The sequence below is a fragment of the Pseudomonas sp. LBUM1673 genome, from assembly GCF_059695645.1.
In genome coordinates, this window is sequence record NZ_CP166780.1 from 1,120,459 (window position 1) to 1,134,412 (window position 13,954).

General features: G+C 59.5%; 9 protein-coding genes. All 9 read right to left on the bottom strand.

Annotation, left to right across the window (positions count from 1 at the left end):
• Positions 1 to 6: 6 nt before the first annotated feature.
• Positions 7 to 1,572: an MBOAT family O-acyltransferase gene (locus ACA044_RS04960; protein WP_497445400.1), complete on the bottom strand. Its 1,566-nt coding sequence runs from the start codon at positions 1,570 to 1,572 to the stop codon at positions 7 to 9.
• 212 nt (positions 1,573 to 1,784) lie between these two features.
• Positions 1,785 to 2,915 carry a mannuronate-specific alginate lyase gene (locus ACA044_RS04965; protein WP_497445401.1) on the bottom strand — a complete coding sequence of 377 codons (1,131 nt, stop codon included), beginning with the start codon at positions 2,913 to 2,915 and terminating at the stop codon, positions 1,785 to 1,787.
• An 11-nt stretch (positions 2,916 to 2,926) separates the two neighbouring features.
• Positions 2,927 to 4,387, bottom strand: coding sequence for an alginate O-acetyltransferase (locus tag ACA044_RS04970; protein ID WP_497445402.1), 1,461 nt, complete (start codon positions 4,385 to 4,387; stop codon positions 2,927 to 2,929).
• Between the two features lie 10 nt (positions 4,388 to 4,397).
• Positions 4,398 to 5,987 (bottom strand): mannuronan 5-epimerase AlgG, encoded by a 1,590-nt coding sequence (gene algG / locus ACA044_RS04975; RefSeq protein ID WP_497445403.1) that lies wholly within the window; start codon positions 5,985 to 5,987, stop codon positions 4,398 to 4,400.
• A gap of 26 nt (positions 5,988 to 6,013) precedes the next feature.
• Positions 6,014 to 7,501 (bottom strand): alginate export family protein, encoded by a 1,488-nt coding sequence (locus tag ACA044_RS04980; protein WP_497445404.1) that lies wholly within the window; start codon positions 7,499 to 7,501, stop codon positions 6,014 to 6,016.
• Positions 7,498 to 9,006 (bottom strand): alginate biosynthesis TPR repeat lipoprotein AlgK, encoded by a 1,509-nt coding sequence (gene algK, locus ACA044_RS04985; RefSeq protein WP_497445405.1) that lies wholly within the window; start codon positions 9,004 to 9,006, stop codon positions 7,498 to 7,500. Before algK ends, ACA044_RS04980 begins: the two co-directional genes overlap by 4 nt.
• A 9-nt stretch (positions 9,007 to 9,015) precedes the next feature.
• The gene (locus ACA044_RS04990; protein ID WP_497445406.1) at positions 9,016 to 10,185 is read right to left on the bottom strand and encodes a PilZ domain-containing protein; all 1,170 of its coding nucleotides are present in this window, start codon (positions 10,183 to 10,185) and stop codon (positions 9,016 to 9,018) included.
• 35 nt (positions 10,186 to 10,220) lie between these two features.
• The gene (gene alg8 / locus ACA044_RS04995; RefSeq protein ID WP_497445407.1) at positions 10,221 to 11,702 is read right to left on the bottom strand and encodes a mannuronan synthase; all 1,482 of its coding nucleotides are present in this window, start codon (positions 11,700 to 11,702) and stop codon (positions 10,221 to 10,223) included.
• A gap of 161 nt (positions 11,703 to 11,863) precedes the next feature.
• A complete protein-coding gene (locus ACA044_RS05000; protein WP_497445408.1) occupies positions 11,864 to 13,180 on the bottom strand; it encodes a nucleotide sugar dehydrogenase in 1,317 nt (438 codons plus the stop codon).
• Positions 13,181 to 13,954: the final 774 nt, after the last annotated feature.

Sequence of the window (13,954 nt, forward strand, 5' to 3'; positions counted from 1 at the left end):
GATCCCTCAGAACTGGAAGTAAAGGAACGGCGAGAAGCTTTGCGCCGAGAGTTTGAGAATCGAGGCGATGAACAGCAGCAGCACCAGGGCGCGCATCACGTAACGGGACCAGTCAGCGGTCCAGTAGGCCGGTTGCACAGTCGCTTCAACGCCGACGGTGTAACCCGGCTCGTGGATGCTGGCCGGGTTGTCGCCCGGTACGGCTTTGATCATTCCAGGCGTAGCCGTGGCAGGGCCATCGGCCTCGACGTTGACGGCAGGCTTGGTCTTGACCGGCGGCCGGTTGGTGTAGAAATCACGGATGCCGAAGAACGCCAGGGTTGCGTACGCCACCACCAGGGTTGCCACTTGCAGGCCGGTGAGGCTGGCCTGGTTGAGTTCCGACAGCGACCATTCGCCGAAGCTGAACATCGCGCCGTACATGCGACCGGCGACGTGCAGGTTCTCCGAGCGGAAGATCACCCAGCCCATGACCACCAGCAGGAAGGTCAGCGCCCAGCGGATCGGGTTGATGCTGCGCGGCGAGGTGTTCAGGCCGAGGGCTTTTTCGATTGCCAGCCACATGCCGTGCCAGGCGCCCCAGACGATGTACGTGATGTTCGCGCCGTGCCACAGACCACCAAGCAACATGGTCAGGAACAGGTTGCGATAGGTCATCAGCGTGCCTTTACGGTTACCGCCGAGGGTGATGTACAGGTAGTCACGCAACCAGGTCGACAGGCTGATGTGCCAGCGACGCCAGAACTCGGTGATCGACTGGCTGATGTACGGCTGTTTGAAGTTTTCCATGAAGCGGAAACCCATCATCAAGCCCAGGCCAATCGCCATGTCGCTGTAGCCGGAGAAGTCGAAGTACAGCTGCGCGGTGTAGGCCAGGGCACCGAGCCAGGCGTCGCCCGTGGTCGGGTTCTGCAAGGCGAAGCAATGGTCGGCCACCACCGCCAGGGTGTCGGCGATGAAGACCTTCTTGATGAAGCCCTGCATGAACCGCGTGGCACCTTCGGAGAACTTGTCGAGGGTGTGGGTGCGGTTGTTGAACTGGTCGGCCAGGTCGCGGAAACGCAACACGGGGCCCGCGATCAAGTGCGGGAAGATCGCCACGAATGCGGCAAAGTCGATCAGGTTGCGAGTCGCCGGTGTATCACCACGGTAGACGTCGATGATGTAGCTGATGGACTCGAAGATGTAGAACGAGATCCCGATCGGCAACAGCACGTGGGTCAGGATGAACGGCGACAGACCGACCGAGGTCATCATCGCGTTGATGCTGTCCACGCCGAAGTTGGCGTACTTGAAGTAGCCGAGGATGCACAGGTCGACGCCCACGCCCAGGAGCAGCCAGCGCTGGGCCGGTTTAGTCCGCACGCCAGCGGCGCCGACTTTCAGGCCGATCCAGTAGTTCCACAGCGTGACGGCTGCGAACAGCGCAAGGAAGTCCACACGCCACCAGGCGTAGAACACGTAGCTGGCGATCAGCAGCAGCAAGTTGCGATAGCGTATTCCGCTCAAGTAGTACATGCCGAGAAAGATCGGCAAGAACAGAAACAGGAACACGTTGGATGAAAATACCATCCTGATCTCTCCATGTTTAACCAACAGTCAAGGGCCAACGGCCCCCCCAAACCCCCCATGAAAAATCAGAGGGCGTAATACTCAACTCATGCCTGACACTGACCCTGTGGGAGCGAGCCTGCTCGCGATTGCGATCTGACATTCAACATTGATGTCGACTGGCAATCAGTCATCGCGAGCAGGCTCGCTCCCACAGGGGTTTTGCGTGTGTCTTAAGAGCCTTTGCCCTTCTCGCTGGCCGGGTCGTAGACCTTGGTCAAATCCCCACCGAGGCGGAAGGTCTTGAACGGCTGCATCTTGTGCTTGCGCTCCAGCACATCCGGCGGGCAGGTGTAGAGCGAGCAGAACGGTTCGAGCCAGGCGAATTTCGAGTCGACCTTGAGGTCGGTCATGTCCTGCTCTTTACCGTTCTTCTCCTCGAATTCATCCGGGTCTTCCACGCCTGCAAGCACGCGATCACCCAGACGTTTCAAGGCGCCGTTGTTTTCCTGGCGCAAATCGACACCGTTGACCTGGGCGAAACTGGCGATCATCGCCAGTGGCGGCAGGGCATAGTTGTGATAGGCGAGGGCGCGTTGCTGGCGCTTGAGTTCGTTGGGCAGGAAGCCTTGGGCGTCGACCTGATTGACGCCGACCTTGTATTCCTTCACGGCCCAGTCGAACAGGTCGCGGCGGTTGGTGGCGACCGACGTGGCCATCACCGACCAGGCGGCCCAGTACGAGTGGTTGTTGGTTTGCTCGAGCGGCAGGTTGTCCCAATCGCTGACTACCTGATCGGCCATTTTGCTGAACCAGGCTTCAATCACTTGCGCTTCTTGCTGGTGGGTAGCCAGCGGATGCGAGTCAGAGAATTTCAGGCGAACATAGGACGAAGCCATGCTACCCAATGCCCATTTGCGCATGGACTTGCCGGTGTGGTTGAAGTCCTTGGACATCAACGCGTCCGCCCGAGCCCAAGTAGCCAGCCAGTTGAGGGTGCATTCCAGTTGTTCCGGACGACCGTCACGCATGAACTGCATCACCCGCTTGCTGGTGGCGCGCTCGATCTTGGTGATGTCGGCGGTGGTATCGCGGAAAGCCTTTTCCGATGCCTCGTTCAGGGTCGAACGGGCCTTGTCGGAGCCTTCGTATTTGCTGCGAAATTGCAGGGCGCCGGTGTAGGGCGTCGGCATCGCGTCGCAGCCTTCACTCTTGTCGCCGGTTTTGACTTTTTCAATTGGCGCGAAGTAACCCTGGGGCGGGCGCAGGGGCGCGGCGGCCTGGGTGGCGCCGGCGAACATCGCCAGTGTCAGCAGGGAGGGCGCGAGTAACTTTTTCAGCGTTCGGGTTTGCATGCAGTTCATAAGAGGTAGCCTCATTGCCCGGCTTGAGCGGTACGCTGCTCGGCGCCGGAGAACACGTTGCGTTTGCAGATTTTCGCTTCGACTTTCTGAGGCGTGGTACCTGGTTTTTCAGGGCCCTGGACTTCGACGGCCAGCAGATTCTGCGAGGCCCAGTCTTCGTCCGTGCGCAACTCGAAGGCGAAACGCCCGTCGGTATCGGAGGTTTCCGGTTTGTCGATCTTGATGTCCTCGTGGCGCCCATTCATGTACCAGAGGGTGGCTTGCAAGGTTTTCACCGAGGTGTCGGCGAAGCGGATATCGACCTGGTGACTGCTGTTGCGCAGGTCCTGGTTCTTGCTGTTGACCATCAATTCGTTTTTGCCCGGTTTCAGCGTGGCGCTGGCGCTCATCTGTGCGTCTTTGCCTTCGCAACCGTTGTCCAGCAGCGCCATCATCTGGCGGTAGATGGTTTCCTGGTCGAGGCGATAAAGCGGCGAGAATTCCCAGATGAGAATCTTCGGCGGTTTGGTCTGGAACTCTTCGCTGCCCAGGTACTGCAGCATCGAGCCTTCAAGGCCACCGCCGGGGAACGCCACGTTGAGGATGTCGGCGCCGATGGCCTCTTCGAGGAAACCGGCGAAGTTGTAGTTCTTGCCACTGTGGCTGGTGCCGACCAGGGTGATTTCCGGATTGCCGGAATCGCTGAACAGATCGCCATCGCCCGCTTCGCCTTTTGGCTCGGTGGTGAACTGATCCATGTACTGGATCGCGTAGCTGGTGCCACAGAGTTGACCCGCCATGTTGTGTAACGTTCCGGTCTTGCCCATGCGACCCGACTTATGGGTCTCGAATTCACGCTTGGGAACGTCGGCGAAGGCCGGCAATTGTTTGACCTTCTCTGCGACAATTTTCGCTGTGCGCTGGGCGCCATACGGCGTCCAGTGTTGGTCGCCGCGGAAGTAGAAATCGTGAGCCGGCAGGGTATCGGGCAGCGATTCGTTGGTCAGCGGCGACAGGTCCGGAACCACGTAGCCCATCTGCGCGAAACGCCCGAGCATGGTTTTGTAGTTCTTCAGCGCTTTGTCGAAGTCGTAGCTCGCCTTCTCGGCCGGGTTCAGCTTGTTGCGGTTCACCAGGCCACGGGTCGGCTGGTAAACGATGACCAGTTCCACGCCTTTGCTCTTGAACGCATCGTGCAGTTGTTTCATGCGTTTGTAGCCAGCGGGTGTGGTGTCGAACTCGGTGCGCAAGTCTTCTTGCGTACGGAATAGCCAATCGCCCTGAGCCTGCACTAGCGTGGTGAAATTCTGCTGATAGCGGGTGGTGTAGTTCTTCGGGTCGTGGGCTTCGGGGCAGAGATTGCAGCAATCATCGGCCTTGAATTTCGGTGGGCTTACGCCGGCGGCGTCATCGGCGCGAACACCGCCGCTGGCCGCGAGAATGCCCGCGGTCAGGGCCGACAGGCTGAGTAATTTGATCAAGTGTGAGTGCATAAAATTATCCTCAGTCCTGCATTTCGGTCTGGCGTTCGACAGGGTCGATCAGCACGGCTTTCTGCTGGCGCACCAGCAGGTCGAGAATTTCATCCTGGCGCTCGCCGAGAATCCCCGAGAAGCTGATGCCGCTGGATTTGGTCGGCGCGAGCATCGACACGCGATACAACTCCACGCTCAGCGGCGAGTCGATCGACAGTGGTCCACTGCCATTGGCGGCCAGTTCACCACCCACCACGATCAGCGACACCTCGGTGTCGAACGGGTCGAGCTTGATGTCCCGGTCGGTGTCGCTCAGGTCTTTGATGTGCCCGTAGACACCGGTCAGGCCGTTGGCCATCGAGACGTTTTCATACAGGCGAATGTTCACGCTGTTACGAATACGGATGCCGTGGCGCCGGTTGCTGATCACCTTGTTGCCCCACAACAGGTTGTCGGCACTCTCGTAGAGGGTGATGCCGTCGGTGTGGTTCTTGTAGATCTCGTTGTAGGCGATCAGGTTGTTCACACTGTTACGGTCGATCACCAGGCCTGACAGCTTGTTGTCGTAGCTGCGGTTGTTGAAGATGAAGCTGTCGTTGACCTCACGGGAAATAATGATCCCGTGCTTCTTCTTGGTCCCGAACACTGTGTTGTCGGCGATGATCAGACCGTGGGAACGGTCGTGGGGGTCGATGCCGTAGACGATGTTGTCTTTGTAGGTGTTGCCCTTGACCACGAAGTCGCGGGTTTCGTAGCAGTAGAAGCCGTACCACATGTCCGAGAACTCGGAACCGACGATCCAGCCGGTCGGTTCCTGGCGCTTGAGCACTTTGGCCATGTTCGGCGTGTATTGGGAAATACTCACGCCGTAGGACTTACTGTTGGCGTAACCGAAACTGGCGATCTTGCTGTTGGCGATGTAGGTCTCGGTGCCGCCCCAGGACAACAGGAACGGACGGAATTCCTTGGGCGACGTGAAGGTCGCCGGGCCGTTTGTCTTTTCGCGCCAGCCAGTGATTTTGGTATCACGCACAAACAGCTGACCGTCGTTGACCAGGAACGAACCGGCCTCTTGGGACAGGCGTAACTCCTGGGTCTGCTTGTCGATTTCCAGAATGCCTTTGTGACCGACCACGATCGGCAACTTCGCCAGGAACACGCCCGGAGAGGTTTCGCTGAAGTACTGCTTCGGCAGCTTCTTGGCCAGGTCCTTGAGGTTCATATAGCCGTCGTCGACGAAGATCGCCTGCGGGATGCCATGCTGACGCACCACCCACTCGGCCATCTTGTTGTCGCCGCCGATGAAGTCCTTCAGCGCGTCTTCCTGCATCATCCGGCGCACGCTGATTTTGCCGGGCTTGGTACGCACAATTTTTGCGGCGATGGCGTCGGCGGTGTAGCCAGAGGTGTCCGGCAATTTCGGTTTGGCCAGGTCCAGCGGCGCGGTTGGCGCGCTGCTGACGGTGTAGGTCTTGGCCTGTTGCAGTCCCTTGGCCGTGGTCGCCGGTTTACCCTGTTGTGCAGGCTGGGCCGGTTCGACGGTGGCGAAGGCGGCTGCGCTGGCCAGCAGCAACGCGCCGGCCAGCAGGCTGATCGAGCCTTTCTTGGCACTGTTCATGTCGGGCACTCCCTTCGCGGTTTGCATCAGAAGCGCCAGACCACGTCGACAAACGCGCGGTGCATGTAGGAGTCGACTTCTTTGCCATACGCATCGCCAGGCTTGAATACGCCGCCACGGAACCGTACCAGGGCCGAAGGCTCATCGATCGATTGGCTCAACGCTGCCGGCAGCAGGCCTTGCTTGAAGTACTTGGTGACCACCAGGTCCATTTCCTGACCGAGGTCTTTGTTGCCATCTTCCAGCGGCAGGGAGGTGCTGGAGAGGATCGCGCCGGTCACGTCGTCGGTGTTGTTTTCGACGGCGTTGATGCCGTTGCTGCCCACCGGCTTGTTGCCGTCCACGCGCCAGAACTTGTGGTAAATCACACTGGCGTCGTATTCGTCATTGAGCATCCACGAGCCGAACAAGGTAGCGGTCTGCATGTTGTTCATTTCGCCACGGAAGGCTTCGCCGAAACGGTGAACCCGCGAGCGTGTACCGGTGTAGTTCGAGCGATTGCTTTCCAGGCCGGTCTGTTCGTATTCGGCGCTGGCACGGGCATACGCTGCACCGACTTGCCACTGCGGATCGAGGCGCAGACGCACGCCAATGTCGGTGGCCCAGCCATTGAGGTCTTCACCGCGTTTGGCTTCGGTCGGACGCGTGCCATCGGCGTTCAGCGGGTTGACCGTGTCGGTGTCGCCGCTCATGCCGGTGATGCTGCCCCAGTAATTGACGGTGTTGGTGTTGCGCCAGTTATAGGCGTCGCTGTCGGCGGTGAGGCCGAGCCAGCTGATGTCGCCGTTCTGTTTTTTATCCAGCGAATCGCCGGCCACGCCCGGCTCCGGGTAGTCGAGCTTGCCGTCATCGTGGGTGTGATGACCGCGAATGCCGACCCAGTTGCCCGGCGACCATTGAGTGGCCACGTCGCCGAAAACGTGCAGGCGATCCTTGTCCTTGGGCGCCAGTTCTTTCAAGTCGGTGCGGTATTCGCTGAAGCGTTCGGCGATACCGACGTTGGCGCGCAACAGGGTGGTGTCGAAGGTCCAGTTCAGGGCTTCGATGTTGGTGTCGCGCCATTGGCCGTCGTCATTACGCAGGCGTTGGCGACCGAGCTTGAGGATCTCGCCAGGATAAGGTGTGAGGCCGCTGTAGCCGACCCAGAACTCGCGCATTGCCAGGTAGTTTTTCTTGGTTTTGCGATCACCGTTGTCGGTGGTCTGAGTGCCGTCATTGTCGGACTGCTGCAGCGTGTCTGTTTCGATGATGTCGGTGGATGTCACGGCCTGGCCCATGGCGTAGGCGCTCCACGCGCCGCTCTCGCCATATACCCACGGACGCAGGTCGAGGCCGACGCCGGAAACGTCGCCGCCGCTGGCAGTACCCAGGTCACGATCGTCTTCGGACTGGCCGGTAACTTTGACTTCGAGGCCGAAGTTCTTGTCTTCGGTCAGGGCTGCCAGGGTCGGGCACGACCACAGCAGGGCGAATGTCAGGCCAATACCGGCCTTAACGAATGGATTGAGTTTCATAGGGATTCCTCGCCGTCTTCTTCTTGCAGGGCGTGCAGTTCCAGCGTGTCCGAACTCACGGCGCTACGAATGGCCTGTTCCTGTTTCAGCAGGCGTTGGGCCTCGGCCAGCCGGTCAGGCGGCAGTTGCGCTTCGAGTGTTTGTGCAAGCTCATTGGCTAGCGGGGTGTTTTGAGCCTTGGCCAATTGGCTGAAGACGTAAGCGTTGACCGGGTCGGGGCGGGTGCCCTTGCCTTGGGAGAACAGTTGGGCAATGGCGAAGTCGGCGCTGTTTTGGCCGTTGCGCGCAGCGGTCAGCAGGTGATCCAGGGCTTTCTGCGGATAGACCTTGCCCAGGAAACCACGACGGTAAATCTGGCCGAGGTAGTAATCGGCGGCGACTTCCTTGCCGACGGCTTTCTGGAAATGCTCTTCGGCGGCCTTGGCATCGGCCGGCACCCATTTGCCGTCGAAGTAGAGCTTGCCCAGCAACAGTTCGGCGCGGGGTTGGTCGGCGGCGCGACCGTTGTCCAGGTACTTCATCATCGTGTCGACGTCGCCCAGTTCAGGGAAGTCGTAGAGCAGTTGTGCGAGGCTGACCCAGGACGCCGGGTAGCCAGGGGCGATGCCTTCGAGCAGCGACTGAGCGGTTTTCTCGTCGGTCTTGCCCAGGCTTGCATCGCCCAGCACGCGGGCCACGCTGTCCACGCGTTGAGCGGTAACCGTGCCACGGCTTTGAGCGGCCTGCATCTGTTTGATCAGCTCGGCCTGTTGCTCCGGCTGGCCACGTTTCTGATAGACCGTGGCCAGTTCGACGTAGCAGATGTCGGTGGTGTTCAACGCCGCTTTGCAGATTTTTTCCACGTCATCCAGGTGCTGGTCGTAAGTGCCCTGGGTGCGATAGAGCAGCACCTGGGCCAGACCCGCTTCCGGCTTGCCTTCGGTGCGCCATTGGCTGATCTGCTGCTGCGCGTTGACGTTCGGGAAACTGTGCGGGTACTGCAGGTACAGCATCGCCAGCGGGATCAGGGTGTTGCCTTCGCCATTGGCCGAAGCTTTCTTCAACAGCGCTTCGGCTTCGTGGTGTTCGGCTTCGGTGGCGCCGGGTTTGGCCACCAGCAGGCGACCCAGGCGAGCCTGAGCCCGCGGCGAGACGCTGGCCGCGGCGCGGTAAGTCGCCTCGGCCTTTTTGATTTGCGCCGGGTCGCGGCTGTCGACCTGCAGATCGGCCAGGCCAACCTGGGCTTCGCTGTAGCCCAGGTCTGCCAGTTGCTGGTAGTTCTGCGCCGCCAGCGCGATGTCGCCGCGCTTGAGGGCTTCATTGGCCAGACGCTGGTCGGGCAGACCGGCGCAACCGGCCAGGCTCACGGCTAAAGCAACTGCACACAATGATCCTATGTGGGAGCGAGCCTGCTCGCGATTCGGGCGGCTCGGTGCATCAGACAGACCGCGCTGATCCCATCGCGAGCAGGCTCGCTCCCACAGGGTGTGCGGTGTTCTGAGGAAATATGGAGTCGTCACGGGCATGTCCTCTGTTTAAAGACCGGCGGCCATGGCTTTGTTGACCAGCCAGTTCAGGTTCGGGCCTCGAGTGCTGTTCACTTCCACCGGGCGACCGGCGAAGGCGCTGTCCAGTGGCTCGTCAGGTTTGATCTGCACGCGGATGTCGGACGACAGGTCGGCGCTTTTCAGGCTGGTGCTGCTGACGATCTTGCCGGTACGGGTTTGGTCTTCACCGGCGATCTGGAAGCTGACCGAGGTGCCTGGGCGCACGTCGCCGAACTGGCGATAAGAGAAGCGTGCTTCAACGTTGGCTTCGGTATTGCGCGGCACCAGTTGGAAGATCACGTCGCCTTTGCTGGCGTACTGACCGTTAGCCACCAGTTGCTGAGACACGGTGCAATCGCACGGCGACGTCAGGGTGCCGGTCATTTGCTTGCCGAACAGTTCTTCAACCTTGGACGGTTGCAGTTGGTCTTCGTCCAGATGGCCCTTGAGCACGTCGAGCATGCTGGTGCTGAAGGTCGCCAGCGGTGCGCCTTTGGCGGCAACGCCGTCAGCCTTGATCAGACTCTGCACGGTGCCGTCGCGTGGCATGGTGATGTTCATGCCCTGCACGCTGACCAGACCGGCCTGGGCGTGGCTGACGAAGTACATGCCGTACACGGATTTGAAGATGAAACCGAACGCCACCAGGCCGACCACGAAGATACCGGCGCTGAAGGTCACTGCTTTCAGACGGCCGAGCGGGGTCATGCCGTGGCCGCCATCCTTGACCTTGCGCGCCTTGGTGAAGTTGTCGCGCTGCAGGGTCGCCAGCATTTCACCCACGCTGACGATGTCGCCGGCCAGGTGCGAGGTGATCAGGTGGCGCAGGGTGGAAATGTCACGGGGTTCCAGGTTCTGGAACTGGCAACCGATACGACCGGTCTGGCGATCGACGGAGCGGATTTGCAATTCCACGTCCATGGCCAGGCCGAGGTTATCGATGACGAATTGCAGGCGGGCCTTGTGCACATCGCCAACCTTCAGCGGCAGCTGACCGGCGTTGAACGCCAGGCCGCCCGCGGAAAGGTCGATGACCCGGGCTTCGACCGGAGCCCGGTCAGGACCGAAGAAACGCAGCTTGGCCGGGATTTTCACGCGGGCGTGTTGGCGCTGGGCTTCGGATTCATGCACTACGTTGGAGTTGACGGCGGTATTCATATGGGCGATTTCCTAGTTAATTCAGGCGAGTTCGGTCAGACCATCATCAGCAGCACGGCGACAAAAATGCTGCCGGCGGAGAAGGTCATGGTCCGAGACGACCAGGTGTTGAACCAACGTTGAAAGCTGGCGAGATCACGGGTCAATTTGGTGTCCTGGCGGGTCCAGGATTGTTGATCGAGGCGGAAGAACACGTAGATCTTCACCAGCGCGCCGACGATCTGGTTGTAATAGAGAATCGCCGGGTAGGCCGGGCCGATCCGGTGACCGGAGCAGGACAGCAATAGGGTCAGGATCAGACGGGTGATGCCGATCCACAGCAGGTAAACCAGGATGAACGCGGTGCCGTATTTGAAGCTGGCGAGGATTGCCACGGTCAGGCCCAGCAAGGACGTCCACATCGATACACGCTGATCGAACAGCACCACCGAAGTGAACAGGCCGAGACGTTTCATCCCCAAGCCCAGGGCGCGAGAGTTCTGCCGCAGGTTGTTGCCGTACCAGCGGAACATCAGTTTGCGGCTGGCCTTGATGAAGCTCTTTTCCGGCGGGTGTTCCACGGTATGGATCGCGGCGTCGGGCACGTAGAACGTGTCGTAGCCCAGGCGCATCAGGCTGAACCAGCTCGACTTGTCGTCACCGGTGAGGAACTTGAAGCGGCCCAGGCGCCAATGTTGCAGCGAATCGCTTTCCACGTCGGCGATGAAGTCCGGGTCGGTCACCACGGTGGCGCGGAACACCGACATCCGGCCAGTCATGGTCAACACGCGCTTGGACAGGGCCATGGAGCACATGTTGATGTGACGCTGGGCGAATCGCAGTTTGTGCCATTCGCTCATGATGTAGCCGCCGCGTACTTCGCAGAACTCGTTGGTGGTCAGGCCGCCGACGTTGCCGAACAGCTGGAACCACGGCACGGTCTTGAGCACGACGCCTTCGGCCAGCACGGTGTCGCCATCGATCACGGCAACCACGGCGCGGTCGTCCGGCAAGTGGCGGGAAATGGCGCGGAAACCATAGGCCAGGCCATCGCGCTTACCGGTGCCGGGAATGCGCACGAAGTCGAGCTTGACTCGTGACGGTGGGTTCATGCGTTTCCAGAGGCTCTTGACCAGCAGCTCATCGGACATTTCGACGATGGAGCACACCACGGTGGTCGGCAGGTCGCAGTCGATGGCCTCGCGGATCACCGAGCTGTAGACCTGAGCGGTGGTCAGGGCGTCGATACGGAAACTGGTGACCATCAGAAACACATGGGACGGGTTTGCCGCTTTACCCAGCTTGCGCACTTTGCGCCGCAGGTGCGGGTAGACCACGTACAGAAACAGCATGCCGCGCAGAAAGTGCGTGGCACCCATCGAGTAGCGCCAGATACCGACGATACCGATCAGGAAGATGAAGTCCTTCGACTCGGAGTCGAACGTGGACACAGGCAACGCCATGGCGATGCCCATCAGTAAACTTAGGTAAAACAGCCAACCGGCGGCCTGAAGTAGGCCGTGCTTTAGCCTGTGCATAATCTGCATCCGTCTCGATCTCGGGCGAGCCAGTGGGGTGGCCCGATGGGGTTAAGGCAGGCGTAAAAAGCCGTAGGAGCGAGGCTTGCCCGCGAAGGCGGCGTGCCTGACACACCGCGTTGCCTGGTTCGCCGGCAAGCCTGGCTCCTGCGGGGAAGGTGTTACCAGCAGATGCCTTCGGTCCGGCCACTCACGCTGGTGGCTTTGGACATGAAGCCAACCAGGTCGACCACTTGCTTGCCGTGTGGAGCTTCCTGCGCCAGGGCGCGGAATTTCTCGTCACGGTTGCCGAGGATGATCACGTCGGAGTTTGCGATCACATCGTCGAAGTCGGAGTTGAGCAAGGACGAGACGTGAGGGATCTTCGACTCGATGTAATCCTTGTTCGCGCCATGGACACGGGCGTACTCGACGTTGCTGTCGTAGATGCTCAGGTCGTAGCCCTTACCGATCAGCATTTCCGCCAGATCAACCAGCGGGCTTTCGCGCAGGTCGTCGGTGCCGGCCTTGAAGCTCAGACCCAGCAGGGCGACTTTGCGTTTGTCGTGGCTGGAAACGATGTCGAAGGCGTTCTGCACCTGGGACTCGTTACTGCGCATCAGCGAGTTGAGCAGCGGTGCTTCCACGTCCAGGGAACCGGCGCGGTAGGTCAGGGCGCGGACGTCCTTGGGCAAGCAGGAGCCGCCGAACGCAAAGCCTGGGCGCATGTAGTACTGGGACAGGTTCAGTGTCTTGTCCTGGCAGACCACTTCCATCACTTCGCGACCATCGACACCGACGGCTTTGGCGATGTTGCCGATCTCGTTGGCGAAGGTCACCTTGGTGGCGTGCCACACGTTGCAGGTGTACTTGATCATCTCGGCAACGGCGATGTCCTTGCGGATGATCGGCGCGTCGAGTTCTTCGTACAGCGACTGCAGAACGTCGCCCGAGGCCTTGTCGAACTCGCCGATAACGGTCATTGGCGGCAGGTCGTAATCGGCGATCGCGGTGCTTTCACGCAGGAACTCAGGGTTCACTGCAACGCCGAAATCAACACCGGCTTTCTTGCCGGAGCAGTCTTCGAGGATCGGGATGACAACGTTTGCGACAGTGCCCGGCAGTACGGTGCTGCGAACCACGATGGTGTGGCGAGTGGTCTTGTCACGCAGGACAAAACCGATCTCGCGGCACACGGCTTCGATGTAGTTCAGTTCCAGGTCGCCGTTCTTCTTGCTCGGCGTACCGACGCAGATCATCGACAGGTCGGTGTCGCGAATCGCCTCGGCGAAGTTGGTCGTGCCGCGCAATTTGCCCGTCTCGATACCCTTCTGCAGAAGTTCGCCCAAACCCGGTTCAACGATAGGCGATTTGCCGGCGTTGATCATATCGATTTTGTCTTTGGCAACATCGACGCCAATGACGTCATGGCCCCGTGCAGACAGGCAACCGGCACATACTGCGCCGACGTAACCCAAACCAAATATGCTGATGCGCATCGCAATTACCTCTGTATTTATCAAGCCATTACATGGCCGGAGTTAATGGTGTTCAGCGGTCATAGTGCACTCGGAAGTGCGCCTTACAGGCGCCACAATGCCGTGTGCAGGCATACTAAGTTCCGAGTGTCTAAATAAGTGCACTCAAGGTGTGCGCAACCAGGCCTTATTGTTATGACGTGCCCTGTTATGCAGCCGATCCTCTTTTCAGAAGACATCCGTGCAAAGGTCTTGCGCGCTCAATGCCAGGCCAGAAGCCTGTAAATCAAGCGGTTGGGTGCTCAGGTGAGCACGTTTATAGGGGCGCAGCCGTGGCCTTGTAGGGGATAGTAATGGTGCGTTATCTCCTGTCCTTCATGTGTTGCCCAAATAAGGGATCAGTAAGCAGAAGTGTGTGTGACAACTTCGCTACATGGATCTCTTGTCTGTGTAAGTTATCTCGCACAATCACCGAGAGAATCGTTACCGGTGGTATGAGCGGCGCATTTGGACATAGTTCCTGTCCGCCCATCGCGAATTCTGAAATTTCTTGAAATATTGAAAAAGATGGCACTGCTTTCATACTGATAGCACTTGCCGTTTGGTCCTTGATATATGGGGTGATTATTGCGTTGGATACTTTTTTGCCACTACGAATAAAAATTTTCAGTGCCACTACTGAAAAAAATGATCAATGTCGAGTGAAACTAAAGTTAGGAAATGGAGTGCTTGAATTTTGGCGCCAATAAAGCGGCGAAATGGAGGGGGTTGTTCGACGATCAAGGGGGGCGCGCA

Coding starts and splice junctions, on each gene's coding strand:
- alg8 (WP_497445407.1), bottom strand. CDS start 11,702: ATGCACAGGCTAAAGCACGGCCTACTTCAGGCCGCCGGTTGGCTGTTT.
- ACA044_RS04990 (WP_497445406.1), bottom strand. CDS start 10,185: ATGAATACCGCCGTCAACTCCAACGTAGTGCATGAATCCGAAGCCCAG.
- ACA044_RS04960 (WP_497445400.1), bottom strand. CDS start 1,572: ATGGTATTTTCATCCAACGTGTTCCTGTTTCTGTTCTTGCCGATCTTT.
- algK (WP_497445405.1), bottom strand. CDS start 9,006: ATGCCCGTGACGACTCCATATTTCCTCAGAACACCGCACACCCTGTGG.
- ACA044_RS04970 (WP_497445402.1), bottom strand. CDS start 4,387: ATGCACTCACACTTGATCAAATTACTCAGCCTGTCGGCCCTGACCGCG.
- ACA044_RS05000 (WP_497445408.1), bottom strand. CDS start 13,180: ATGCGCATCAGCATATTTGGTTTGGGTTACGTCGGCGCAGTATGTGCC.
- algG (WP_497445403.1), bottom strand. CDS start 5,987: ATGAACAGTGCCAAGAAAGGCTCGATCAGCCTGCTGGCCGGCGCGTTG.
- ACA044_RS04965 (WP_497445401.1), bottom strand. CDS start 2,915: ATGAACTGCATGCAAACCCGAACGCTGAAAAAGTTACTCGCGCCCTCC.
- ACA044_RS04980 (WP_497445404.1), bottom strand. CDS start 7,501: ATGAAACTCAATCCATTCGTTAAGGCCGGTATTGGCCTGACATTCGCC.